At 61.7% G+C, this 24,658-nt stretch carries 27 protein-coding genes; 15 read left to right on the forward strand and 12 right to left on the reverse strand.

Going from position 1 to position 24,658, the window contains the following annotated elements; all coding sequences use genetic code 11:
• Positions 1-7: 7 nt before the first annotated feature.
• The 5 genes from AC1RT4_RS11020 to AC1RT4_RS11040 are packed head-to-tail and all read right to left on the reverse strand — an operon-like array spanning position 8 to position 3,564.
• Positions 8-199 carry a DUF1289 domain-containing protein gene (locus AC1RT4_RS11020; RefSeq protein ID WP_007958358.1) on the reverse strand — a complete coding sequence of 64 codons (192 nt, stop codon included), beginning with the start codon at positions 197-199 and terminating at the stop codon, positions 8-10.
• 2 nt (positions 200-201) lie between these two features.
• Entirely contained in the window at positions 202-1,227 is a 1,026-nt protein-coding gene (gene scpB / locus AC1RT4_RS11025) for an SMC-Scp complex subunit ScpB (RefSeq protein ID WP_493085367.1), read from the reverse strand.
• Between the two features lie 11 nt (positions 1,228-1,238).
• The gene (locus AC1RT4_RS11030) at positions 1,239-2,057 is read right to left on the reverse strand and encodes a segregation and condensation protein A (RefSeq protein ID WP_007958362.1); all 819 of its coding nucleotides are present in this window, start codon (positions 2,055-2,057) and stop codon (positions 1,239-1,241) included.
• On the reverse strand, positions 2,058-2,687 hold the full coding sequence (locus AC1RT4_RS11035) for an L-threonylcarbamoyladenylate synthase (RefSeq protein ID WP_045121866.1): 630 nt from the start codon (positions 2,685-2,687) through the stop codon (positions 2,058-2,060).
• A gap of 13 nt (positions 2,688-2,700) precedes the next feature.
• The gene (locus tag AC1RT4_RS11040) at positions 2,701-3,564 is read right to left on the reverse strand and encodes a PHP domain-containing protein (RefSeq protein ID WP_493085368.1); all 864 of its coding nucleotides are present in this window, start codon (positions 3,562-3,564) and stop codon (positions 2,701-2,703) included.
• Between the two features lie 87 nt (positions 3,565-3,651).
• On the opposite strand from AC1RT4_RS11040, the gene AC1RT4_RS11045 reads away from it, so the two are divergent.
• From AC1RT4_RS11045 to AC1RT4_RS11070, 6 genes are all read left to right on the forward strand, one after another.
• Positions 3,652-4,248, forward strand: a complete 597-nt coding sequence (locus AC1RT4_RS11045) for a septation protein A (protein WP_085699543.1) — start codon at positions 3,652-3,654, stop codon at positions 4,246-4,248.
• A 1-nt stretch (position 4,249) separates the two neighbouring features.
• Positions 4,250-4,549 (forward strand): YciI family protein, encoded by a 300-nt coding sequence (locus tag AC1RT4_RS11050; RefSeq protein WP_011333002.1) that lies wholly within the window; start codon positions 4,250-4,252, stop codon positions 4,547-4,549.
• 120 nt (positions 4,550-4,669) lie between these two features.
• Complete coding sequence (locus AC1RT4_RS11055) at positions 4,670-5,080, forward strand: SH3 domain-containing protein (RefSeq protein ID WP_493085369.1); 411 nt, start codon at positions 4,670-4,672, stop codon at positions 5,078-5,080.
• A gap of 7 nt (positions 5,081-5,087) precedes the next feature.
• Entirely contained in the window at positions 5,088-5,765 is a 678-nt protein-coding gene (locus AC1RT4_RS11060) for a response regulator transcription factor (RefSeq protein WP_007958370.1), read from the forward strand.
• Between the two features lie 136 nt (positions 5,766-5,901).
• A complete protein-coding gene (locus AC1RT4_RS11065) occupies positions 5,902-6,351 on the forward strand; it encodes a Spy/CpxP family protein refolding chaperone (protein WP_007958371.1) in 450 nt (149 codons plus the stop codon).
• A gap of 67 nt (positions 6,352-6,418) precedes the next feature.
• Complete coding sequence (locus AC1RT4_RS11070; protein WP_493085370.1) at positions 6,419-7,759, forward strand: sensor histidine kinase; 1,341 nt, start codon at positions 6,419-6,421, stop codon at positions 7,757-7,759.
• Between the two features lie 5 nt (positions 7,760-7,764).
• Here AC1RT4_RS11070 and AC1RT4_RS11075 read toward each other — a convergent pair whose 3' ends face one another.
• Positions 7,765-8,331 carry a nitroreductase family protein gene (locus tag AC1RT4_RS11075; protein WP_493085371.1) on the reverse strand — a complete coding sequence of 189 codons (567 nt, stop codon included), beginning with the start codon at positions 8,329-8,331 and terminating at the stop codon, positions 7,765-7,767.
• Between the two features lie 121 nt (positions 8,332-8,452).
• Here AC1RT4_RS11075 and AC1RT4_RS11080 point away from each other — a divergent pair, with 121 nt between their 5' ends.
• A complete protein-coding gene (locus AC1RT4_RS11080) occupies positions 8,453-9,907 on the forward strand; it encodes a TrkH family potassium uptake protein (protein WP_007958377.1) in 1,455 nt (484 codons plus the stop codon).
• Here the strand turns inward: AC1RT4_RS11080 and AC1RT4_RS11085 are convergent.
• Positions 9,864-10,925 carry an AraC family transcriptional regulator gene (locus AC1RT4_RS11085; protein WP_493085372.1) on the reverse strand — a complete coding sequence of 354 codons (1,062 nt, stop codon included), beginning with the start codon at positions 10,923-10,925 and terminating at the stop codon, positions 9,864-9,866. The two genes, AC1RT4_RS11080 and AC1RT4_RS11085, sit on opposite strands and share 44 nt — an antisense overlap.
• Positions 10,926-11,092: 167 nt before the next feature.
• Here AC1RT4_RS11085 and AC1RT4_RS11090 point away from each other — a divergent pair, with 167 nt between their 5' ends.
• Together AC1RT4_RS11090 and AC1RT4_RS11095 are read left to right on the forward strand one after the other, a co-directional pair.
• Entirely contained in the window at positions 11,093-11,404 is a 312-nt protein-coding gene (locus AC1RT4_RS11090) for an Mpo1-like protein (RefSeq protein WP_493085373.1), read from the forward strand.
• A gap of 24 nt (positions 11,405-11,428) precedes the next feature.
• On the forward strand, positions 11,429-12,019 hold the full coding sequence (locus tag AC1RT4_RS11095; protein ID WP_085605701.1) for an HD domain-containing protein: 591 nt from the start codon (positions 11,429-11,431) through the stop codon (positions 12,017-12,019).
• Between the two features lie 14 nt (positions 12,020-12,033).
• Here AC1RT4_RS11095 and AC1RT4_RS11100 read toward each other — a convergent pair whose 3' ends face one another.
• The gene (locus tag AC1RT4_RS11100; protein WP_007958385.1) at positions 12,034-12,849 is read right to left on the reverse strand and encodes a UDP-2,3-diacylglucosamine diphosphatase; all 816 of its coding nucleotides are present in this window, start codon (positions 12,847-12,849) and stop codon (positions 12,034-12,036) included.
• A gap of 132 nt (positions 12,850-12,981) precedes the next feature.
• Between AC1RT4_RS11100 and AC1RT4_RS11105 the strand changes: the two genes are divergently transcribed.
• Both AC1RT4_RS11105 and AC1RT4_RS11110 read left to right on the forward strand, forming a co-directional pair.
• Positions 12,982-13,746 carry an AraC family transcriptional regulator gene (locus AC1RT4_RS11105; RefSeq protein WP_493085374.1) on the forward strand — a complete coding sequence of 255 codons (765 nt, stop codon included), beginning with the start codon at positions 12,982-12,984 and terminating at the stop codon, positions 13,744-13,746.
• Between the two features lie 72 nt (positions 13,747-13,818).
• Positions 13,819-14,712 (forward strand): DMT family transporter, encoded by an 894-nt coding sequence (locus AC1RT4_RS11110; protein WP_011332994.1) that lies wholly within the window; start codon positions 13,819-13,821, stop codon positions 14,710-14,712.
• On the opposite strand, the gene AC1RT4_RS11115 is transcribed toward AC1RT4_RS11110, so the two are convergent.
• Positions 14,706-14,993 carry an Rdx family protein gene (locus AC1RT4_RS11115; protein ID WP_011332993.1) on the reverse strand — a complete coding sequence of 96 codons (288 nt, stop codon included), beginning with the start codon at positions 14,991-14,993 and terminating at the stop codon, positions 14,706-14,708. The two genes, AC1RT4_RS11110 and AC1RT4_RS11115, sit on opposite strands and share 7 nt — an antisense overlap.
• Before the next feature lie 71 nt (positions 14,994-15,064).
• Between AC1RT4_RS11115 and AC1RT4_RS11120 the strand changes: the two genes are divergently transcribed.
• Positions 15,065-17,254 carry a patatin-like phospholipase family protein gene (locus AC1RT4_RS11120; protein WP_493085375.1) on the forward strand — a complete coding sequence of 730 codons (2,190 nt, stop codon included), beginning with the start codon at positions 15,065-15,067 and terminating at the stop codon, positions 17,252-17,254.
• A 6-nt stretch (positions 17,255-17,260) separates the two neighbouring features.
• Here the strand turns inward: AC1RT4_RS11120 and AC1RT4_RS11125 are convergent, their stop codons facing one another.
• The 3 genes from AC1RT4_RS11125 to recQ all read right to left on the reverse strand — a co-directional run bounded on the left by AC1RT4_RS11125 (position 17,261) and on the right by recQ (position 21,865).
• Positions 17,261-19,039, reverse strand: coding sequence for a motility hub landmark protein FimV (locus AC1RT4_RS11125; protein ID WP_493085376.1), 1,779 nt, complete (start codon positions 19,037-19,039; stop codon positions 17,261-17,263).
• Between the two features lie 127 nt (positions 19,040-19,166).
• Positions 19,167-19,601, reverse strand: coding sequence for a MarR family transcriptional regulator (locus tag AC1RT4_RS11130; protein WP_039765478.1), 435 nt, complete (start codon positions 19,599-19,601; stop codon positions 19,167-19,169).
• A gap of 134 nt (positions 19,602-19,735) precedes the next feature.
• The gene (gene recQ / locus AC1RT4_RS11135) at positions 19,736-21,865 is read right to left on the reverse strand and encodes a DNA helicase RecQ (protein ID WP_127797260.1); all 2,130 of its coding nucleotides are present in this window, start codon (positions 21,863-21,865) and stop codon (positions 19,736-19,738) included.
• Between the two features lie 276 nt (positions 21,866-22,141).
• Between recQ and AC1RT4_RS11140 the strand changes: the two genes are divergently transcribed.
• The 3 genes from AC1RT4_RS11140 (at position 22,142) to AC1RT4_RS11150 (ending at position 24,653) form a co-directional block, all read left to right on the forward strand.
• Complete coding sequence (locus AC1RT4_RS11140) at positions 22,142-22,729, forward strand: UPF0149 family protein (protein WP_085710385.1); 588 nt, start codon at positions 22,142-22,144, stop codon at positions 22,727-22,729.
• 10 nt (positions 22,730-22,739) lie between these two features.
• Complete coding sequence (locus AC1RT4_RS11145) at positions 22,740-23,135, forward strand: YbaN family protein (protein ID WP_493085377.1); 396 nt, start codon at positions 22,740-22,742, stop codon at positions 23,133-23,135.
• Positions 23,136-23,258: 123 nt separating this feature from the next.
• Positions 23,259-24,653 carry an AAA family ATPase gene (locus tag AC1RT4_RS11150; RefSeq protein ID WP_493085378.1) on the forward strand — a complete coding sequence of 465 codons (1,395 nt, stop codon included), beginning with the start codon at positions 23,259-23,261 and terminating at the stop codon, positions 24,651-24,653.
• Positions 24,654-24,658 lie beyond the last annotated feature (5 nt).

Raw genomic sequence — 24,658 nt, forward strand, 5'->3', positions numbered from 1 at the left:
GGCAAGGTTATTTCTTTTTCCGCCGACCGGTGGCCCCGAGCTTGATCAGGCGCAACGCGGCTTCAGCCAGTACGGTGCGCTTGTCGTCCTTGTCGAGTTTCTTCCAGGCGCGGATCTCGCGCTTGCTGCGACCGCAGCCGAGACAGATGTCGTCACTGAACTTGCAGACGCTGATGCACGGATCCTTGGTCGAGCTCATGCTCAATCCTCGAACTCGCGGCGTTCGGCTTCGATGGCTTCGGCCAGGGCGCGGGCTTCGGCTTCTTCTTCGCTCAGCTCTTCCTCAGGGGCGGCTTCTGGGGCGGGCTGTTCAAGCCGGGCGACGGCGGCCAGCAGCTTTTCCCGGGCTTCGGCCACGCCTAGCACATCGTCTTCCTGCTCAGACTCAAATTCGGGCTCGAATTCAGGCTCATGCTCAAACTCAGGCTCAAACTCAGATTCTGGCTCACCCTCGTCCGGCGGCTCGACCGGATCGGACTCAACCCCGGTCGGCATCGATTCGCCGCCCAGCCCGTCACGCAGCAAGTCGTCGAAATCGGTCTTGATCCCCTCCTCCATGCTGTCCAGTTCCAGCAGCAGGGTGTGGAAACTGGTTTCTTCCTTCGGCTCTTCCGGCTCGGCGCTGGCGTCGGCCAGTTCCTGCAAGCCCGGTGGCACCGGGGCGTCATCGAAGTCGAGCACCGGATCCGCCTCGATCTCGCGCAACTCGGCCAGCGGCGGCAGGTCGTCGAGGTTCTTCAGGTTGAAGTGGTCGAGAAACGCCTTGGTGGTGGCGAACATCGCCGGTTTGCCCGGCACGTCGCGGTAACCGACGATGCGGATCCACTCGCGCTCCATCAGCGTCTTGACGATGTTGGTGTTGACCGCCACGCCCCGCACGTCCTCGATCTCGCCCCGGGTGATCGGCTGGCGATAGGCGATCAGCGCCATGGTTTCCAGCAGCGCCCGGGAATAGCGCTGCGGACGTTCTTCCCACAAACGACCGACCCACGGTGCGAACTTCTCGCGGATTTGCAGGCGATAGCCGGAGGCGACTTCCTTGAGTTCGAATGCCCGGCCCTCGCAGGATTTGCCGAGCAGGGTCAGAGCTTTCTTGAAGACCGGCGGTTCCGGGCGCTCGCCTTCTTCGAACAGTTCATACAGGCGCTCAAGGGATTGCGGCTTTCCCGAGGCCAACAGAAAGGCTTCAAGCAGGGACGCCAGCTCGCGGGGTTCAGTCAGGTTCATATCGGGACTCGTTATTCGGCTCGGGCTCGCACGTGGATCGCGGCGAACGGCTCATTCTGCACCAGCTCGATCAGGGATTCCTTGACCAGTTCAAGGATCGCCATGAAGGTCACCACCACACCGAGCTTGCCCTCCTCGGCGGTGAACAGCTCGACGAACGGCACAAACCCGCCGCCCTTGAGCCTTTCCAGCACGTCGCTCATGCGCTCGCGGGTGGACAGCGCCTCACGGCTGACCTGATGGCTTTCGAACATGTCGCCCCGGCGCAGCACTTCGGCCATGGACATCAGGATTTCTTCCAGCGCCACATCGGGTAACAGCTTGCGCGCGCGGGCTTCCGGGGCGTCGAGCTTGGGCACGATCACGTCGCGACCGACCCGGCTCAGGCCATCGATGCCTTCGGCAGCGGCCTTGAACCGTTCGTACTCCTGCAGGCGGCGGATCAGTTCGGCACGCGGGTCGTCTTCTTCGTCCTCGACGGTTTCGGCCCGGGGCAGCAGCATCCGCGACTTGATCTCGGCCAGCATCGCGGCCATCACCAGGTATTCGGCGGCCAGTTCCAGGCGCACCGACTGCATCAGCTCGACATAACCCATGTATTGGCGGGTGATTTCCGCCACCGGGATGTCGAGGATGTTGATGTTCTGTTTGCGGATCAGGTACAGCAGCAGGTCGAGCGGGCCTTCGAAGGCTTCGAGGAAGACTTCCAGCGCATCGGGCGGGATGTACAGGTCCAGCGGCATTTCCGTGACGGCCTGGCCATAGACCATGGCAAACGGCAGTTCCTGCTGGGCACCGGCCTGGGGATCAACGGTTTCCACTGCGGACATTCAGGCCTCGACCATGAATGGGGCAGGATCGCCGCAACCGACGCGGATCACTTCCGGATCGTCGCCCGTGAGGTCGATCACGGTGGAGGCCTTGATGCCGCCGAAACCGCCGTCGATGATCAGGTCGACCTGATGCTCGAGCAACTGGCGCATTTCGTACGGATCGCTCAGCGGGTCTTCTTCGCCCGGCATGATCAGGGTCACGCTCATCAGCGGCTCGCCCAGTTCGGCCAGCAGCGCCAAGGCGATGGGATGGCTCGGCACCCGCAGACCGATAGTGCGCTTCTTCGGATGCAGCAGCAGGCGCGGTACTTCGCGGGTAGCGTTGAGAATGAAGGTGTACGGCCCCGGCAAGTGGGCCTTCAGGATTCGAAAGGTCCCGGTGTCGATCTTGGCGTAATTGCCCAGTTGCGACAGGTCGCTGCAGATCAGCGCGAAGTTGTGCTTTTCGTCGAGCTGACGCAGGCGTCGAACCCGCTCGATGCCGTTCTTGTCGCCGATCTGGCAGCCGATTGCGTAGGAAGAGTCCGTGGGATAGACCACCACCCCGCCCTTGCGGATGATCTCGACCGCCTGTTTGATCAGGCGCGCTTGCGGGTTTTCCGGATGAATCTGGAAAAATTGACTCACATTCTCTACCTGTTCAGACGGCGGCAATAACTGTGTCATGTTTGAACCGACACCACAGGGGTGGAAGGTCCTCCGGCACCGGCCGGTACTGGCCGATCTCGGACCAGCCACCAGGGCCATGGAAATCACTGCCGGCGCTGACCAGCAGACCGAACTCACGGGCAAGGATTGCCAGGCTGCCCACCTGTTCCGCAGGCTGATGACCGTTGACCACTTCGATCGCCTGCCCGCCCGCTTGAATATAGTCGGCAATCAGCTTTCGGCGCTTGCTGCGGGTGAAATCGTAGTGCCACGGATGCGCCAGGCTGACCCAGGCGCAGGCGGCACGCAGCGTGCCGACGGTGTCTTCGAGGGTCGGCCAGTGCTGCTTGACGTCCCCCAGCTTGCCGGCGCCGAGCCATTTGCGAAACGCCTCGGCGCGATCCTTTACAAAACCTTCACGCACCATCCAGTCGGCGAAATGCGGACGGGCCGGCGCGTTGCCGCTGTCGCCCAGTTCCTGCTGGATCTGCCGCGCGCCCTCGAGCGCATTCGGCATGCCCTTCAGGGCGAGCTTGCGGCTTATTTCCTCAGACCGCAGCCAGCGGCCGTCGTGCAACTTCGCAATCGCCTCGACCAACGGTGCGGCGTTGACGTCGAAACCGTAGCCAAGCACGTGAATGGTCGCCCCGCCCCAAGTGCAGGACAACTCGACGCCGTTGACCAGTTGCATGCCCAGCGCCTCGGCGGCCGTGCGCGCTTCGGCGAGGCCTTCGAGGGTGTCGTGATCGGTCAGGGCCAGGACTCGCACGCCGTTCTCGAACGCACGCGCAACCAGTGCCGCAGGCGCCAGGGCGCCATCGGAGGCCGTGCTGTGGCAGTGCAAATCAACATTCACGGGGATGTGTAACCTCAAATCAGCTGGCGCTATCGCGCGCCCATATGTTTGTTATTATGCCGCCACATCCAGCTTCTGGCTCTCACTGTGAAACAATTCATCGATTTCATCCCGCTTCTGCTGTTCTTCATCGTCTACAAACTCGATCCACGCACCGTCGACGTTGCCGGCCATGAACTGACGGTAGGCGGCATTTACAGTGCCACCGCCATGCTGATCATCAGCTCCCTGGTGGTGTATGGCGCGCTCTTCATCAAGCAGCGCAAGCTGGAGAAGAGCCAGTGGCTGACGCTGGTCGCCTGCCTCGTGTTCGGCAGCCTGACCCTCGCCTTTCACAGCGAAACCTTCTTGAAATGGAAAGCCCCGGTGGTCAACTGGCTGTTCGCCCTGGCCTTCATCGGCAGCCACTTCATCGGTGACCGCCTGCTGATCAAGCGCATCATGGGCCACGCGCTGACCCTGCCGGATCCGGTCTGGACCCGACTGAACATCGCCTGGATCGCCTTTTTCCTGTTCTGCGGGGCCGCCAACCTGTTCGTCGCCTTCACCTTCCAGAGCATCTGGGTGGACTTCAAGGTGTTCGGCAGCCTGGGCATGACCGTGCTGTTCCTGGTCGGTCAGGGCATCTACCTGTCCCGTCACCTGCACGACGCCGATACCACAACGCCAAAAACCGAGGACTGACATGCTCTACGCCATCATTGCCACCGACGTCGCCAACTCTCTGGAAGCCCGCCTCGCTGCGCGCCCGGCACACCTTGAACGCCTGCAAGTGCTCAAGGGCGAAGGCCGCATCGTGCTGGCCGGCCCGCACCCGGCAGTCGACAGCAATGACCCTGGCGCAGCAGGTTTCAGCGGCAGCCTGATCGTTGCCGAATTCGACTCCCTGAGCGCAGCGCAAGCCTGGGCCGATGCCGACCCGTATATCGCCGCAGGCGTCTACGCCAACGTGATCGTCAAGCCGTTCAAGCAAGTCCTGCCGTAACCTCCCCCGCCGATACCCCCACGCGATGAACCTTGTCGGTTCATCGCGTTCTCAATCGCTCATTATTCTCGTTTGCCGGCCGACAACCTGCCCAATATCCATTTGGAAACAGGAGTCGCGATGCGCAAGGGTCCGTTGTGTCTGATGTTGGTCACGTTGTCGATCATGGCGCCCGCCCATGGTGAAGAAAGCACCGAAGGCGGCAACTCCACGCCGCTTTCATTGAGCGCCGGCAGTCAGATCACCGAGTTGCAGCAGCGTCTGAAGGCCAGCGAGCAGCAACGGGAAGAACTGAGCAAACAACTGCAAAATGCCGACAACACCCGCGAAAGCGCCCAGCTCGCCCGGCTGCGCCAGGAGAACCAGCGTCTGAAGCTGCAACTCAAGGAAGCCCAGGCCAGCCCGCTGCCGCGCCTGCTGACCGAACAGCAGCAATGGTTCGTCACCGGGGCCGGGGTAGCGCTATTGGCGCTGCTCTGCGGTATCTTTGCCAGTGGAGCAAGCCGAAAACGTCGGCAATGGCTAAATTGAGTGAGTCATGAGCGAGCTGTTACTGATTGATGATGACCAGGAGTTGTGCGAACTCCTGAGTAGCTGGCTGAGCCAGGAAGGCTTTCAGGTCCGGGCCTGCCACGATGGTCAGAGCGCCCGCAAGGCGCTGGCCGAAACCGCGCCGGCGGCCGTGGTGCTGGACGTGATGCTGCCCGACGGCAGCGGTCTGGAACTGCTCAAGCAACTGCGCAGCGATCACGCCGATCTGCCGGTGCTGATGCTCTCGGCCCGGGGCGAGCCGCTGGACCGGATCCTCGGCCTGGAACTGGGCGCCGACGATTACCTGGCCAAACCCTGCGATCCGCGCGAACTGACCGCCCGCCTGCGCGCCGTGCTGCGCCGCAGTCATCCGGCCGCCGTGTCGACCCAGCTCGAACTGGGCGACCTGAGCTTCAGCCCGGTGCGCGGCGTGGTCAGCATCGACGAAAAGGAATTCACCCTCACCGTCTCTGAAAGCCGCCTGCTCGAAGCCCTGCTCAAGCAACCGGGCGAGCCGCTGGACAAACAGGAACTGGCGCAGATCGCCCTCGGCCGCAAGCTGACCCTGTACGACCGCAGCCTCGACATGCACGTCAGCAACCTGCGCAAAAAGATCGGCCCGCACCCCGACGGCCGCCCGCGCATCGTCGCCCTGCGCAGCCGTGGCTACTACTACAGCCTCTGATCGTCTGTCAGTTTTGTCAGGTCGGCGCGAAAACGTGTTTACCCAAGCTTTACACAGCGCTGACCGCCGCTGACCTTGATCTCCGTAATCTGTACTCATCCGGAACGTACCGGGAACGAGACAAAGGAGATTCACCATGCGCAAGACTCTTATCGCTCTGATGTTCGCCGCTGCCCTGCCGACCGTCGCCATGGCCATGCCACAGGATGGCGGCCCGATGGGTGGCCCGCTGGACGGCCCGCGCCATGGCGGTCAGATGCACGGCATGCACGGCAAAGGCCCGTACAGCCAGCTGGACCTGTCCCGCGAACAGCGCGAGCAGATCCGCAAGATCATGGGCGAGCAGATGCACGAGCGTAAGCAGACGGTCGAAAAATACCTGGAGAAACTCTCGCCAGCCGACCAGAAAGCCATGAAGGACGAGATGGCGGCCAACCACAAGAAAGCCGAATCCGATGTCCGCGCCGTGTTGAAACCGGATCAACAGAAGAAATTCGACGAGATCCAGAAGAAACAGGCCGAGCGTCGCGCCGAATGGGCCGAGTTCAAAGCCTGGAAAGCGCAACAGCCGCAAAAGGCGCAATAATGTTCTAGCGTCACGCCCCGACCCAACGGCTCACCGCCGTTGGGTTTTCTTTGTTTGAGGATTTTCTGTGCGTTCATTGTTCTGGCGTATCCTCGCCAGCTTCTGGCTGGCCATCGCTCTGGTTGCAGGGCTTTCCATTCTGCTGGGGCACATGCTCAACCAGGACGCGTGGATCCTCAGCCGCCACCCGGGCCTCAACACCCTGGCCGCCGAATGGACGCAGACCTACGAAGCCCAGGGCGAAGACGCCGCCCAGGACATCCTCGAACAGCGCAAGCGCCAGTACCACATCGATGTGCAAGTGCTGAACGAAAGCGGCGACCCGGTGGTGCGCGGCACCTTCCCCCGGCGCGCGGCAGCCTTCGAGGCGCGGCAGAACAACGATGACCGACGTCTGCCCTGGCGCCGTCTGACCGACGAATTCACCAGCGACAAAAGCGGCGACACCTATCTTTTCATCTACCGCATCCCGCACCCGGAACTCGACGCCTGGCACCGCGAAAGCCTGCTCTGGCCGTTGAGTGCACTGGGCATTGCATTGGTGGTGCTGACCCTGTTCAGTCTGCTGGTGACCTTTTCCATCACCCGCCCCCTCAGTCGCCTGCGCGGCGCGGTGCATGACCTCGGCCAGACCACCTATCAACAGAACAGCCTGGCGCAACTGGCCAACCGCCGCGATGAATTCGGCGTGCTGGCCAACGACTTCAACCGCATGGGCGCACGCCTGCAAAGTCTGATCGGCAGTCAGCGCCAATTGCTGCGCGACGTCTCCCACGAATTGCGTTCACCGCTGGCCCGGCTGCGCATCGCCCTGGCTTTGGCCGAACGGGCAAGCCCCGAAGAACGGGAAAAACTCTGGCCACGCCTGACGCGCGAGTGCGACCGGCTGGAAGCGTTGATCAGTGAAATTCTGGTACTGGCGCGGGTCGATGCCGACAACGCCAGCGCCGAAGACGTGGATCTGAATGCCTTGCTCGCCACCCTGCAAAAGGACGCGCAGCTCGGATCGACGGAGCAGACCGTGCGCCTGGAAGCCGAGCCTGCGCTCAATCTGACAGGCTGGCCGACCATGATCGAGCGCGCCGTGGACAACCTGCTGCGCAATGCCCAGCGCTTCAACCCGGTGGGGCAGTCGATTGAAATGCAGGCGTCTCGTCAGGGCGAGCGGATTGTGGTCAGCGTGCGTGACCACGGGCCGGGGGTGCAGGCCGAGCACTTGAGCCAATTGGGCGAACCGTTTTATCGGGCGCCGGGGCAGACTGCTGCCGGCCATGGCCTGGGGCTGGCGATTGCCCGGCGGGCGGCGGAGCGGCATGGCGGGACACTGGTGCTGGCCAATCATCCGCAGGGCGGGTTTGTGGCCAGTCTTGAGTTACCGCTGGAGCCGGGGGCTGTTGTTCAGCCCTGATGGAGTCAGGCTTTACCCGACCAGGCGCTGACAAACTCCGCCAGATCAACCTTCTCGGCCACCCGCGGTTCTTTCTGCGGCGTGCCGAGGTACAGGAACGCAATCACCTCTTCGTCATCCGTCAGGCCCAGACCCTTGGCGACATGTTTCGAGTAAGCCAGATCACCGGTGCGCCACACCGCACCAATCCCCTGCGCGTAAGCCGCCAGCAGAATCCCGTGCGCCGCACAGCCTGCGGCCAGCAACTGCTCGGCCTTCGGGTATTTGACGTGATCCTGCAATTTGGCGATGACCACGACCACCAGCGGTGCCCGCAGCGGGCCGTTGCGCGCCTTGTCGACCATCGCTTCGTTGACTTCGCCTTCCTGCATTTGTGCAGCTTCGGCCAGCAACTCGCCCATCTGCTCACGCGCCGCGCCTTCGACGGTCAGGAAGCGATACGGCTGCAAATGGCCGTGATCCGGTGCGCGGGTCGCGGCGGCAAACAGCACTTCGCGCTGTTCGGCGGTGGGGGCCGGATCGATCAGTCGTGGAACGGAAACACGGTTGAGCAAAGCGTCGAGAGCCTGCATCGGCCACCTCCTGAAAAAAATGTCCGGCTATTCTAGCTGCAAGTGATCCAGACGCGTCGGTTTACATGCCTTGCACCGCAGGTAGAATGGCGCCCTTCCCACATCAGCCCGAGCGGACTTCATGGCGTTGCCGACCTTACGGATCATTGGTTTCATCATCGGCATCTTCCTGATCACCCTGGCCATCGCCATGGTCGTGCCCATGGCCACCCTGGTGATTTTCGAGCGCACCGGCGATCTGCCGTCGTTCCTCTGGGCGAGCATGATCACCTTCGTCGCCGGCCTCGCGCTGGTGATTCCCGGTCGCCCGGAACACATTCACCTGCGCCCCCGGGACATGTACCTGCTGACCGTCAGCAGCTGGCTGGTGGTGTGCATCTTTGCCGCGCTGCCGTTTTTGCTGACCCAGCACATCAGTTACACCGACTCGTTCTTCGAAAGCATGTCCGGCATCACGGCCACCGGGTCGACCGTGCTCAACCATCTGGACGACATGTCCCCCGGCATTCTGATGTGGCGCTCGCTGCTGCACTGGATCGGCGGCATCGGCTTCATCGGCATGGCGGTGGCGATCCTGCCGCTGCTGCGCATCGGTGGCATGCGGCTGTTCCAGACCGAATCCTCGGACCGCTCGGAAAAGGTCATGCCCCGCTCGCACATGGTGGCGCGGCTGATCGTGGCGGCGTACGTCGGCATCACGATTCTCGGCAGCCTGGCGTTCTGGTGGGCCGGAATGAGCCCGTTCGATGCGATCAACCACGCGATGTCGGCGATTTCCACCGGCGGATTCTCGACCTCCGACCAGTCCCTGGCCAAGTGGACGCAACCGGCGGTGCACTGGGTGGCGGTGGTGGTGATGATCCTCGGCAGCCTGCCGTTCACCCTGTACGTGGCGACGCTGCGCGGCAACCGCCGGGCGCTGATCAAGGATCAACAGGTGCAGGGTTTGCTCGGGATGTTGCTGGCGACCTGGCTGGTGCTCGGCACCTGGTACTGGTGGACCACCAACCTGCATTGGCTGGACGCGCTGCGCCACGTGGCGCTGAACGTGACGTCGGTGGTCACTACCACCGGCTTTGCGCTGGGGGATTACAGCCTGTGGGGCAACTTCTCGCTGATGCTGTTCTTCTATCTGGGCTTCGTCGGTGGCTGTTCCGGCTCGACGGCGGGCGGGATCAAGATCTTCCGTTTCCAGGTTGCCTACATTTTGCTCAAGGCCAACCTTAACCAGTTGATTCACCCGCGTGCGGTGATCAAGCAGAAGTACAACGGTCATCGCCTCGACGAGGAAATCGTCCGGTCTATTCTGACGTTCTCGTTCTTCTTCGCGATCACCATTTGCGTGATCGCCCTGCTGCTGTCGCTGCTGGGCGTGGACTGGATGACGGCGCTGACCGGCGCCGCCAGCACCGTGTCCGGCGTGGGTCCGGGCCTGGGCGAGACCATCGGCCCGGCCGGCAACTTCGCCAGCCTGCCGGATGCGGCCAAGTGGATTCTGTCGTTCGGCATGCTGCTCGGCCGACTGGAGATCATTACGGTGTTTGTACTGTGTATTCCGGCGTTCTGGCGTCACTGATCGCGGTCGGTGCTTCCAGCAAGCGCGCCCGGTAATCGCCGGGCGTGGTGTCGAACCAGCGGCGGAAGGCGCGGAAGAAATTGCTCGGATCGGCAAACCCCAACAGGTAGGCAATCTCCAGCAGGGTCATGCTCGGCTGTGCCAGGTATTGCTCGGCGAGTTCGCGGCGGGTGTCGTCGAGCAACTGCTGAAAACTGGTGCCCTCCTCCTGCAAGCGCCGTTGCAAGGTTCGCTGCGACAGATGCAGCGTCTGCGCCACCGTATCGCGCTTGGGTTCGCCCTGCGGCAGCAGACGACACAACACTTGACGCGCCTTGTGGGTCACGCGGCTTTCGGAAAACCGTGCCAGATATTCCCCGGCAAACCGGTCGTGCAACAGCGCCATCGCCTCGTTGGCGGTGGGCAGTGGCGCTTCCATGTCGGCCCGTTCGAAGATCAGCGCGTCATACGGCGCGTTGAATACCAGCGGTGCATGGAAGGCTTGTCTGTAGGGTTCAAGATCATCCGGCTCGTCGCCCTGCACCAGCACTTTGCGCGGGTGCAGCGTGCGCCCGGTCAGCCAGCCGCACAGCGCGAGTGCGCAGGCCAGCGAAGCTTCGGCACTTTGCCGGGTCGGCGGCAGGTGATCGCCGTGCACCGTCAGGATCAGCGCATAACCTTCATCGAGCAGGCGAAAACTCAGGTCGGCACTTTCGGCGATGATCCGCTGATAACGCACCAGTCGCTGAAAACCTTCCGCCAGCGTATTGCTGGACATCAGCGCGTAGCCCGCGACATGGAACGAAGCCGGCCGCACCACCTTGCCCATGTTCAGGCCGATGGCGGGATTACCGGACAGCTCGACCGCCCGTTGCCAGAGTCGGGTCATGGAATCCTGTGGGAAGCGTGCGTCCGGATCCTCCAGCGCCGCGTAGTCGAGCCCCAGCTGTCTGAACAAAACCCGGCAATCCAGGCCGTCCATTTCCAGTGCTTTGACAATCCCCATCGCCCAGCTTGCAGATGTCGTTCGTTCGCTCATGGCGTTTTTTCTTGGATGACATGGTGAGCCGCATACTACGGCCGATTTCCCAAGGATAGTAAAGTGGCGCCGATTGTCACTGGCCGACGCCATTGATCACTCTAGACTCAAATAAGCTACCCGCCGAAGAACTTGCAATCAGAACAATAACCACAGAGATCGCAGTCGTGGAAACCATCAAGCATTTCAACAGCTTCGCCGAGTTCTATCCGTATTACCTCAGCGAGCACAGCAACAGCACCTGCCGTCGCCTGCATTTCATCGGCACGACACTGGTGATCTTCATTCTCGCCCTGACCATCGCCAAGGGCGCCTGGCTGCTTTTGCTTGCGTTGCCGCTGGCCGGCTACAGCTTTGCCTGGGTCGGCCACTTCTTTTTCGAGAAAAGCCGCCCGGCCACCTTCCAGCACCCGTTCTACAGCCTGCTCGGGGATTTCGTCATGTACCGCGATATGATCCTGGGCCGCGTGCCGTTCTAGAAATTCCGACCAAGAGGACTGCCGATGAATGCCACTGCCCGTTTCACCCACATGAAGGACGGCACACAGGACGACTGGGCGATCATTGCGGCGGATTTCAGCGCCTACGCCCGTCAGTTGCCGGGCCGGATCATGGCCCACCTGAAACTGCTCGAAGGCGATTTCGGCGGTTTCCCGGTGGATCGCCTGACCCACTCGCTGCAAACCGCCACCCGCGCCTTTCGCGACGGGCGCGACGAGGAATACGTGGTCTGCGCCCTGCTGCACGACATCGGCGACACCCTCGGTTCCTACAATCACCCGGACATCGCTGCCGCCATCCTCAAGCCGTTCGTCAGCGCCGAGAACCTGTGGATGGTGGAAAAGCACGGGATCTTCCAGGGCTACTACTTCTTCCATCACCTGGGCATGGATCGGCACCTGCGCGAGCAATTCAGCGACCACCCGCAGTTCCTGGCAACCGCGGAGTTCTGCGCCAAATACGACGCGGCAGCATTCGACCCCGAGTACGACACCCTGCCGCTGAGCTTCTTCGAGCCGATGATGGAAAGGCTGTTTGCCCAGCCGAAAAACTCGATCTACAAAGCGGCGATGGAAGAGCACAGCCCGGCCTGAGTTGATTTGAAAACTCAGGCCAGCTCGGCAACCTTCGCCGCTTTCAGTTCGGCCTCCCGCGCCTGCGCATCGGCCAGGCGATACAGCTCGATCGTGCCGTCCCAGTGCTCGATCAGCGCCGTGCATGACTCCACCCAATCGCCACAGTTGAGGTAGTCCACTTCACCGACCTTGCGGATCTCGGCGTGGTGAATATGCCCGCAGACCACCCCGTGCAGCTCGCGCTTCACGCATTCGTGGGCGATGGCTTCTTCGAAGTCGCTGATGAAGCTGACCGCGGTCTTCACCTTGTGCTTGAGATAGGCCGACAGCGACCAGTAGCCGTAACCGTATTTCGCCCGCCAGTGATTGAGCCAGCGGTTGAGGGTCAGGGTGAACTCGTAGGCTGAATCGCCGAGGAACGCGAGCCAGCGGTGATAGCGGGTGATCACGTCGAACTGGTCACCGTGAATCACCAGCAGATGCCGGCCATCGGCTGTAACGTGCACCGCTTCGTCGACCAACTGGATATTGCCCAGAATCAGTTTTGAATAGCGGCGCAGGAATTCGTCATGGTTGCCGGTGACGTAAATCACCTCGGTGCCGCGCTTGCTCATGGTCAGCAGGCGGCGGATCACGTTGGTGTGCGCCTGGGGCCAGTACATGCCGCCGCGCAGTTTCCAGCCGTCGATGATGTCGCCGACCAGGTAGATCTTGTCGGCATGGTAGCCCTTGAGAAATTGCGACAGATGCTCGGCCTGGCAATCCCGCGTGCCCAGGTGCACGTCGGAGATCCACAGGGTGCGAACCCTTTGTTTACGGCTGGGTCTGGCGAGCTCGGCGCTGGTCATGGGCAACCCTCTGCGATGTTTTCGCCACTCTGCGCGCGCCCGGTTAATCGACCATGACAGGTATGCGTCAGTCGTGTGACAAACGCGTCGCCCCTGCGCCGGTGTAGACTGGCGGTTCGCCCGGAGACCGCCATGCAACCGATCCTGACCCTGCGCCATTACAGCCACGACCTGATCGCCCACAGCCACGACCACGCGCAACTGGTGTTCGGCCTGTCCGGCGCGCTGGATTTCGAAGTCGAAGGGCGTGGCAGCCAGGTATTGCAGCAGAGCTTCGTGGTGATCCCCGCCGGCGCGCATCACGCGTGCGGCAGTCCCAAGGGCAGCCGCTGTCTGGTGCTCGATGTGCCGGACGAACAATGGCTGACGCGCTCGCTGGGCAATCACGCCGATGCCAGCCGCCGTCTGCTGGACAGCGCGGCCCGGTTGTCGCTGGATGCCGGGCAAGGTCAATTGGTCAACTGGCTGGCGAACAGTCCGGTGGACGACCCGCTGATTGCGCAACAGGGCGCGGTGTTGCTGCTGGCGAGCCTGAACCACGTGCCACCCGCCGAAATCGTCGCGCGCCGCCTGCCCTACGCGGCACTCGATGCGCACATCGAGCAGTACGCGGCCTATCCGCTGCAAGTCGCGGATCTGGCGCGCGTCGCCGGGTTATCCAGCGCCCGGCTGCATGCGCGATTTGTCGCCGAATGCGGGCAGACACCGATGGACTACATTCGCAGTCGCCGACTGCACAAAGCCGTGGCGCTGTTGCGCAACACCACGCTGCCCATCGGTGAAGTGGCCAGCCGTGTCGGCTACAACTCGCAAAGCGCGTTTTCGGCCGCCGTCCTGCGTGAATTTGGTACCTCTCCTACACAATTGCGACGCGAGGCTGACGACAAAAGTCGATAGCCTGCCGACAGACTTTTGCGTCGTGACACGCTTCAATGTGTGCCTGTAATGGTGTTTGGAAAAAGGACTGCAATGACTCCCCGTACCGCCCTCGGCGCCCTGCATATCGGCGCACTGATGTTCGGCCTCACCGGCGTCTTCGGCAAACTCGCGGCCGCAACGCCCGCCGTCATCGTGTTCGGTCGCGCCGCGTTTGCCGTGCTGGCTCTGGCGTTTTTCGCCCGCTTCGCCCAACAGGGCGGCTGGCAGAAATTGCAGGCCGTGGACTGGCGACGACTGGCCCTGAGCGGCGTGCTGCTGGCCGGGCACTGGGTGAGCTTCTTTATTGCGGTCAAGGTCGCGGGTGTCGCCATTGCGACCTTGGGCTTCGCCAGTTTCCCGGCCTTCACGGTGATCCTCGAAGGGCTGATCTTCCGCGAACGCATCCGCGCCAACGAAATCGTGCTGGTAGCGCTGGTCAGTATCGGGCTGGTGCTGGTGACACCGGCGTTCGATCTGGCCAGCGGCGCAACCACCGGCCTGCTCTGGGCGATCCTGTCCGGGCTGCTGTTTTCCCTGCTGTCCCTGACCAACCGCGCCAGCTCCGGACGCATCCCGGCGGTGCAGGCGGCGCTGTGTCAGAACGTGGTGGTGGCGTTGTGTCTGCTGCCGGTGGCGGCGCCGCAACTGAGCGAAGTGCGCGCCATCGACTGGTTATGGATCGGTCTGCTCGGGGTGTTCTGCACTGGCGTCGCCCACAGTCTGTTCGTTGCCAGCCTCGCGGTAATCAAGGCGCGCACCGCCGCGGTGGTGTTCGCCATGGAGCCGGTGTACGGGATTACTGTGGCCTGGCTGCTGTTCGATGAAGATCCGACCCTGCGCATGCTGATCGGCGGCGCGCTGATCATCGTCGCCATCGTGGTATCGAGCCGAATGTCAGGCAGCAACGACAAGAAAACCGTCGCGGCCGAAGCCGCCTCTCACTGAGTACGGTCGTTGTGGCCGAGGTCGCGGTCAGGGTCGATCTGGTCGCGCACCCGCTGCTTGAGCACCTTGGCCTCGGGGAAACCGCCGTCGGCCTTGCGTTCCCAGATCTGCACGTCGTTGCAGGTAATGTGGAATATCCCGCCGGTGCCCGGCACCAGTGACACTTTGCCTAAATCGTCGCCGAAGGTGCTGAGCAACTCCTGCGCCAGCCATGCGGCGCGCAACAGCCACTGGCATTGCGTGCAATAGGTGATGACGATTTCCGGTTTTGTGACGGTCATGATCGCTGAAACTCCTGAGCCAGAGGGCGCCGCTATAATAGCCGGCTTTATCGCTCGCCCCGAGACTCACGATGCGTCGTCTTCTGATCTGCCTGTTGCTTGGTTTCCTACCGCTGTTCGTTCATGCCAGTGAGGCAACGCGCCCCAAAGTCGGCCTCGTTTTGTCCGGCGGTGCGGCCCGAGGGCTGGCGCACATCGGTGTGCTCAAGGCCCTGGAAGAACAAGGCATCAAGATCGATGCGATTGCCGGCACCAGCATGGGCGCGGTGGTCGGCGGGCTGTACGCCTCGGGCTACAAGATCGACGAGCTGGAAAAACTCGCCCTGACCATCGACTGGCAGCAGGCGCTGTCCGACGCCCCGCCCCGCGAAGACGTGCCGTTCCGGCGCAAACAGGACGACCGCGATTTTCTGGTGAAACAGAAACTGAGCTTTCGCGATGACGGCAGTCTCGGCCTGCCATTGGGCGTGATTCAGGGCCAGAACCTCGCGCTGCTGCTGGAAAGCCTGTTGGCCCATACCAGCGACACCCGGGATTTCGACAAGCTGCCGATCCCGTTCCGCGCCGTGACCACCGACATCGCCAACGGCGAAAAAGTGGTGTTCCGCAAGGGCCATCTGCCCCAGGTGATCCGCGCCAGCATGTCGATCCCGGCAGTGTTCGCCCCGGTCGAACTCGACGGCCGATTGCTGGTGGATGGCGGTATGACCGACAACATTCCCCTCGATGTGGCCCGTGAAATGGGTGTCGACGTGGCCATCGTGGTCGACATCGGCACCCCGCTGCGCAACCGCAAGCAACTGGTGACCGTGGTCGATGTGCTGAACCAGTCGATCACCCTGATGACCCGGCGCAACTCCGAAGAGCAACTGGCGACCCTGCATCCCGATGACGTGCTGATCCAGCCGCCGCTGGCGAGTTTCGGTGCCACCGACTTCGGTCGCGGCCAGGAGATGATCGACGCCGGCTACCGCGCGACCCAGGCCCTGAACGTGCGCCTCGCTCGCCTCAAACCCGTGCAGTCGCAGGACGCCGAACTCAACGCCGCCCGCGCGCCGGGCCAGCGCACGCCGATCATCACCGCGATCAAGGTCGAGAACGACTCGAAAGTCGGCGATGACGTGATCCGCTATTACATCCGCCAGCACATCGGCGAACCGCTGGACCTGGGTCGTCTGCAAACCGATATGGGCACTCTCTACGGCCTCGATTACTTCGAGCAGGTGCAATACCGCGTGGTGCACAAGGGCGCGGATCACACGCTGGTGATCAGCGCGCGCGGCAAACGCACCGGCACCGATTACCTGCGGGTCGGCCTCAACCTGTCGGATGACATGCGCGGCGACAGCGCCTTCAACCTCGGCGCCAGTTACCGCATGAACGGCATCAACCGACTCGGCGCGGAATGGCTGACCCGGGCGCAGATCGGCGACAAACAAGAGTTGTACAGCGAGTTCTATCAGCCGCTGGACGTGGGCTCTCGCTACTTCGTCGCGCCTTATGCGTCGTTTGCCGCACAGAACGTCGACGCAGTCCTGGACAACGATCCGATCGCCCAGTATCGCGTCGAGCGCTACGGCTTCGGCCTCAACTTTGGCCGGCAGATCGGCAACAGTGGCGAAGTGCGTTTCGGGGTCGGCGAGGCCTGGGGCAAGGCGGATGTGCGGATCGGCGATCAGGATCTGCCGAGCGAAAACTTCAACGAAGGGTTTTATGCGCTGAAGTATTCCTTCGACTCGCTGGACAACGTCTACTACCCCCACGAGGGCGAAGACATCGGCCTGACGCTGGTGCAGTTCGAGCCGAGCCTGGGTTCCGACACGCGCTACCGGCAGTGGGAGTTCAAACTGGACAAGGCCATGAGCCGTGGCCCGGATACGCTGATTCTGGGTGGCCGTTACGGCCGCACGCTGGACGATGCCAATGTGGTGACCTCCAGTTTCCTGCTCGGCGGCGCCCGGCAATTGTCCGGTTTCCGCGAGGACGCGATCTCCGGGCAGAACGTCAGTCTGATGCGCGCGGTGTATTACCGCCGCCTCACGCCGCGTTCTTACCTGCCGCTGGACTTCCCGCTGTACGCCGGCGCATCGCTGGAACGCGGTCGGGCATGGAACAACGACAATGAGTTCGACAGCGGCTACATCAACGCGGCCAGCGTGTTCATCGGCTTCGATACGCCGCTGGGACCGCTGAATTTCAGCTATGGCCTGAACGATGCGGATGAACAGGCGGTGTACCTGAACCTCGGGCAGACCTTCTGACAGCGTTCAACGAATCCCCGCCAACAGCGTGCGCGCCGTTTGCTTGAGGGGTTCGTCGGCTTCCTTGAGCAGTTCGTTGAGCAAGGCAATGGCGCTGTCGATATCGCCGTCGTCGATGCAGGTCTGGGCCTGTTCGAGCTTGCCGGCGCTGGCGGCGTCCGAGGGTTCGGGCTCCAGAGCTTGCAGTTCCAGCGGCTCCAGCGAGAGCGACGTGCCGGGATCGCCAAACTCGTTGAGAAAGTCCTCGTCGAGCGGCTGCGTTTCCGGTTCAGCGATCCATTCCAGCTCGGCGGTTTCGGCATCGTCGGCCAGGGTTTCCGGCAATTCGAAATCCTGTGGCAATACCTGCAGATCTGAGCCCAGCGTTGATGGTGCCTGTTCAGGTGCTGTGGTGGCCGGGCGCGTTTCCTCAAGATCCCAACTGGAATCCATCGAGAGCTGATCCAGATTCAGCTCGAAATTGTCTTCGGCTACCGGGTCCACAGGCGTGGCGGGGGCGAGCGGCATCGCGGCGATCACCGGGGCCGCCGCCAAAGGTGCGGCGCTGACCAGTTTCGGGTAGCGGGCGCGAATCTCCTGCAAGCGCTGATCCTCAACCCCAAGCTCACGCAGGCGATTTTCCTGCTCGTCGTAGGCCGGCGTGTCGCCCTGTCGCCCCAGCACTTCAAGCAACTGCACGCCAAGGTCGATGCGCTCCGGCTCCCGCTGCAACGCATCGCGCAACAGGCCGGCGGCCTCGCCCAAGCGTCCGTAGGCCAGATAGATGCCGACCGCTTCCAGCACATCGCCGTTGGCGTGTTCCTCGCGATGTTCGACGGCACTGTGAACGGTACTCGGCTGCACCGGTTCGGCGTCGTCGACCGGGGGTTCGTTTCGTACTGGCAGGAACGGTGTCGGCACCTCAGCCCCTTGCGACTGTTGGCGTTGCCGGCGCACGTACAGCCCTGCCACCAACAACCCCAGTACCAGCAGCAGTCCGCCGAGCAGCGGCCAGTTGAGTGAATCCTCCTGAGACTCGACCGGGGCAGTGACCGGCGTCGGCACAGGCGTCACGGGCGCTACCGGTACCGGCGGCGCCTGTTGCACTTCAATCAGACGGGCCTGCAAATCACCGAGCTGTTTCTTGCCGTCAGCGATCAGCACTTCCTGGGCCTGAAGCTTCACGTTCAATTCATCGATGGTTTTTTGCAGTTGCTGATTCTGCACAAGGCTCGCCGCCAGTTGCTCAGCCTGCGCGTCGGCGACCGGAGCCGGTGGCTGCACCGGCGCAGCAGGTTTGGCCGGCGTAGTTGCGGACGGAGCCTCGGGGGTCGGGAATTCCGACGATTGCGCACGCGCAGTTGGCTCGTCGGTGGCCGGGACGATTCCCGGCGAACCCGGCGGGTCGATCAGCACGGTGTACTCGCGCAGCAGGTGGCCGTTGGGCTGATCGAGTTGCACCAGGAAATTCAGAAAGGGTTCGTTGACCGGTTTGGTCGAAGTCACCCGGATCATGTTGCGATTGCCACGCAGGATCGGGGTGAACTTGAGGTCATTGAGAAAGAACACGCGCTCGATGCCGGCGCGGCCGAATTCGTCCGCCGAGGCCAGACGAACCGCCAGTTCGCTTTCGCTGACACTCCCGACATCCACCAGGGCGATGTCAGCCTTGAGCGGCTGATTGAGGGCTGAATGCACGGTGATGTCACCGAGCCCCAGCGCCAATGACGCAGTGGACCAGGTGAGAACACCGGCCACCAACAGCGAGTTGGCGCAACGCAGTACCACGTGCCGACTTCCGAGCATGAGCATCCCTTAAATAAGCAAAACCGACTTCTATGCGTTCGCACATCCGGTACGAACACGATATTGCCCAGTAGTTCTTATAGTCTGCCCAGCGCGATCTCTCAAAAAAACGGCACGCGGTTGTGCCTCAAGACTTTTCCAGGTTGGCCAGAATGTGCCCGTGAACCCGCATGCACACCTTCAGATCCGCCTCGTCGACGCCTTCGAACAATTCCTTGCGCAGTTGTGTAGCGATGGTTTCGATCTGTTCGATCAGCGGCAGGGCCGGTGCGCACAGCACGATTTTTTTCGCCCGGCGGTCTTCCATCACGGACTGGCGTTGCACCAGGCCCTGGCTTTCCAGGCTGTCGAGCAGGCGGGCCAGGGTCGGCCCTTCGACGCCGACGCTTTGCGCCAGCTCCCGCTGGGTCGGCGCCTCTTCGAAGCGCGCCAGATGCAGCAGCACCAGCCAGCGTGCCTGGGACAAGCCCAGACCGGCGAGCCGGCGATCCAGTTCGGCACGCCAGCCACGGGACATCTGGGCCAATTGCATGCCAAAACGGTGTTGATCGGTTAACGGCATAAAACACTCATGATTAGACTGAACAAATAGAGAAAAACTAATTATTAGTCAGCTAAGCATGACATTTGCCTATAGGCAAGAGGCGTCCTGTACTGAATCGTTACAACCGTATAACGGTTGGCACAAACGCCCTCTTACATTTCAAACTCGGATTGCAGCGCAGCCCGCACGCAGTAAAGCACGCCCTCCGGTACGCGACCGGCAAACAGCTCGGCTACTTCGGCGACCGACGGCAACTCGCCTTCGCCATCGAGAAACGCATCCTGGACTTCGCCCATCAGGTCTTCCGGCAGATCCAGCGCCTGTTCCAGCGACAGCTGCTGCTTGCCGATGGCTTCGGCGAGCATGGTGTAGACGTTCTTTTCCGAGCACTGCAACTGACCGGAGATCTGCAACGGCGTCATGCCGGCGCGGGCCAGGGTGATCAGTTCGTGGCGCACGTCGGCCACCACTTTCGGCGCCTCGGCCTCGCCGCCGAGCACTTCGAGGAAGGCCTCGCCGTAACGCTCCAGCTTGCGCGCGCCGACGCCGCTGACCCGGGCCATGTCCGCCAGGGAGGTCGGCTGGCTGCGGAGCATTTCCAGCAGGGTCGAATCCGGGAAGATGACGTACGGCGGCACGCCATGTTCTTCCGCCAGTTTGCGCCGCAGGGCACGCAACGCTTCCCACTGCTCACGTTCTTCGCCGCGCACCAGTTGGCTGGCCGGGCTCTTGCTGCCGCTCTTGGCGGCGACTTGCGGCTTGAGGTCGCGGCGCAGCTCCAGGCTCACTTCGCCCTTGAGCAGCGGCCGGCAAGTGTCGCTCAGGCGCAGCCCGCCGTAGCCTTCGTGATCGACATCCGCCAGGCCGCGAGCAACCAACTGGCGGAACAACGAGCGCCATTCGCTCTCGCTCAGCGCCTTGCCGACGCCGTACACCGATAAGTGCTGATGGCCGAAGCTGCGGACCTTTTCGTTGTCCTTGCCCAGCAATACGTCTACCAGATGGCCGACGCCGTAACGCTGGCCGGTGCGATAGATCGCCGACAGCGCCTGACGCGCAGGCTCGGTGGCGTCCCAGGTCTGCACGCCGTCGGTGCAATTGTCGCAGTGGCCGCACGGCTCGGGCATGTCTTCGTCGAAATACGCCAGCAGCGCCTGACGGCGGCAGCGAGTTTCTTCGCAGAGCGAAAGCATGGCGTCGAGCTTGTGTTGCTCCAGACGCTTGTGGCGCTCGTCGCCTTCGGAGTTCTGCAGCATCTGCTTGAGCATCACCACGTCTTGCAGACCGTAGGCCATCCACGCGTCTGCTGGCAGACCGTCACGGCCGCCGCGCCCGGTTTCCTGGTAATACGCCTCAAGGGATTTCGGCAGGTCGAGGTGGGCGACGAAGCGCACGTTGGGTTTGTCGATGCCCATGCCGAACGCCACGGTGGCGACCATGATCAGGCCTTCCTCGTTGAGGAAGCGCTTCTGGTGATAGGCGCGCAGATCGTTGGGCAGACCGGCGTGATACGGCAGCGCCGGGAAACCCTGCTCGGTGAGAAACGCGGCCACCTCTTCCACCTTCTTGCGCGACAGGCAGTAGACGATGCCGGCGTCGCTGCGCCGCTCGGCGAGAAACGCCAGCAACTGCTTGCGCGGCTGCTCCTTGGGCACGATGCGGTAGAAGATGTTCGGCCGGTCGAAGCTCGAGAGGAAGCGCTCGGCGTTCTGCAAATGCAGGCGAGTGACGATTTCTTCGCGGGTGCGTTTGTCGGCGGTGGCGGTCAGGGCGATGCGCGGCACGTCGGGGAACATTTCCGCCAACTGCCCCAGTTGCAGGTATTCCGGGCGGAAGTCGTGGCCCCATTGCGACACGCAATGCGCTTCGTCGATGGCGAACAGCGCAATGTTCAAACCTTGCAGGAACGACAGCATGCGCGGCTGCACCAGGCGCTCCGGCGCCAGATACAGCATTTTCACTTCGCCGCGCTTGATCCGGTTGGCGAGGTCGCGCTGCTGTTCAGCGCTTAATGTGGAGTTCAACGCGGCGGCGGCCACGCCGAGCTCTTCAAGGGTGGCGACCTGGTCGTCCATCAGCGCGATCAGCGGCGACACCACCACCGCCAGGCCGTCGCGCAACAACGCCGGCACCTGGAAGCACAGGGACTTGCCGCCGCCGGTCGGCATCAGGACAAGGGCATCACCGCCACTGGCCACGCGCTCAATGATTGCACCCTGACGGCCACGGAAACTGTCGTAGCCGAAGATGTCCTTGAGGACGCGTTGAGCCTGTTCGAGCATAAAAACTCCAAAAATCCACCGAAACATCCCTGCACAGGCTGGTTCAAGACAGCCGAGGCTGCTTTAAACAAAACGTAAGCACGCATTGCATCGCACCCACAAAATCAGCCGCGACACCGGCAGGGATCGCAAAGCGCGGCAGTATACCCGAGCCCTCCCCGGCAAAGGGCACCGCCGATAAGAAGCTTGTACGGGCAAATCTGCCGTGCGGCTGGCTTGAGGGCTCAAGAAGGCCTAGAATTCCCGCATTGTTTATTCCCCCAAGGTAGCCCTTTAATGTCCTTCGCCGAGCAACTAACCCGCCTGCAAGTCTTCCTCGACGCCGACGAGCTGCATGAAGAGGCGCTGGACTACGTGGCCGCTCACGGCTACCTGACTGCGCTGTCGATCTGCGCCGACGTGGTACCGGATCGTGAGTGGATCGACGCCCTGTTCGCCGAAGAGCCGCATTACAGCAGCGAAGCCCAGCGCGAAGAGATCGAAGCCACGCTGATCGGCCTCAAAGCCCACATCGCCCGCCAACTGGCGTCGGATGAAGAGTTCGAGCTGCCATGCGAACTGGACCTGGGCGACGAGCCGGACGATTCCGAACTGCGCGGCTGGTGCATCGGTTTCATGGAAGGCGTGTTCCTGCGCGAAGCGGCCTGGTTCGAAACCGCCGAAGAAGAAGTCAGCGAAATGCTTCTGCCGATCATGGTCGGTTCGGGTCTGTTCGACGAACAGCCTGAGTTCGAAGACATCGCCAAGGACGCCAATCTGATGGACGACATGATCGTCCAGATCCCGGAAGCCCTGACCGCGCTGTACCTGCTGTGCCAGGCGCCCGACGAAAAACCGGCGATCCTCAAGCCACGTCACCACTAAGATCCGGCCTATGGACAACCCCATAGGCAACCGTCCCCTGATGTTGCGCTACATTCTGCTGGCCATCGGCTGGCTCAGCGTGGCATTGGGGGTGATCGGGATTTTCCTGCCTGTTCTCCCCACTACCCCCTTCCTTCTGCTGGCAGCCGCCTGCTTCGCCCGCAGCTCTCCGCGCTTCTATCAATGGCTGGTCGAGCATCCCCGGCTCGGGCCATGGATCCGTGATTATCTCGATGGCAACGGCATACCGCTCAAGGGCAAGGTCTACGCGATCGGGCTGATGTGGGCGAGCATTCTGTTCTCGTGCTACCTGGTGCCGCTGGTGTGGGCGCGGGGGTTCATGTTGACCAGTGCGGTGTTGGTGACGGTTTATATCTTGCGGCAGAAGACCCTGAATAAATCTTGAAGCATTACGGGATGGCGAACAGGTATTCACCTGTTTTCATTCACAGTAGAATTTGCGCCAAATTGGTTCCCGCAAATACAGCGACTGCCGTAGCCTGGCATCGGTCTACATGGAGGAAAGTCTTTGAAACTGATCAGGCTCGAGCTGGAAAATTACCGCTGCTTTCCTGCACTGACGGTCGAACTGGACCCGCAGCTCACCTTACTGGTTGCGCGCAACGGCCAAGGCAAAACTAGTTTGCTTGATGCTCTCAAGGTGGCGCTGTGGCCCTTTGTGCGCGGTTTTGATTTGGGTAACGCTCCCCTGACCGGCATTCAGCCCGACGATGTTTTTTTACGTCCGGTCAAAGCACATCAAATGGAACCCGCCCTTCCGGCTCGATTGACGGCTCATGCTGACTTCCAGGACACCGAAACTTCTTGGTCGCGCAGTCGAATCAGCATCCGTAAGGGGACGAAAACCCGTAGCGATCCGGGCGCGCGAGCTTTAGAAAACAGAGCTCGCATTCTACAAGGCTGGATCTTTCATAACGTTTTGATGGATGTCAGCGAACCGATCAATCTGCCCGTTCTAGCGTATTACGGTACGAGTCGCCTGTGGAGGGATAACACCCCCACTTCCGATCCCGTCGATAATGCAGAGCTTTCCAGAACCTATGCTTATCGGGACAGTCTTGACCCAGCGTCCAATTACAAGCAGTTCAGCAAATGGTACACACGAATTTTTCGCAGCTATCGCGAAGAACAAATTCGCAGTCTTGAACGTGGACAAGCCACTTTCGATGTTAAAGACGATTTTTTGAATCCGGTCAAAGCAGTCCAATACGCAGTTAACTCGATGCTTGAATCACAAACTGGATGGAGAAACCTGGCCTACAGTAGTGAATTCGCAGATCTGGTGCTGGAACACCCAATACATGGAATGCTGAAAGTCAGCCAGCTCAGCGATGGTATCCGCAACATTGTTGCCTTGGCAGCCGATATCGCCTATCGCTGCGTAAAGCTGAACCCCCACTTTGGCAGCACCGCATCACACCAATGCAAGGGCGTGGTTTTGATCGACGAAGTCGATATGCACCTTCACCCTGCGTGGCAACAAACTGTCATACCTGATTTACTTGTCGCCTTCCCGAATATCCAATTCGTTGTCACGACACATAGCCCGCAAGTACTTACCTCCGTTCAGGCAAAGTGTATCCGTGTGCTGCACACCGAAAATGACGACAATTGCGCGCAAGTCAAAATCAGTAATGTCGACCAACAAACTCAGGGCGTTACCAGCACACAGGTTTTGGCATACATCATGGGTACTGATCCCACTCCGGACAATGAACCCTCTCGCAAATTGAGCGAGTACGTGGCGCTTATTCAGCAAGATCTGCATGAGTCGGAAAAAGGGTGGGAGCTGCGCAATTACCTGAACAAGCATTTTGATGCTCAAAACCCCGTCATGCTTGATTGTGATCGATTGATTCGACTCGAAAATTTCAAACGCAAACAACTGACACAACCAAAATAAGGAAG

The sequence above is a fragment of the Pseudomonas sp. GW821-FHT11D10 genome, assembly GCF_058808435.1.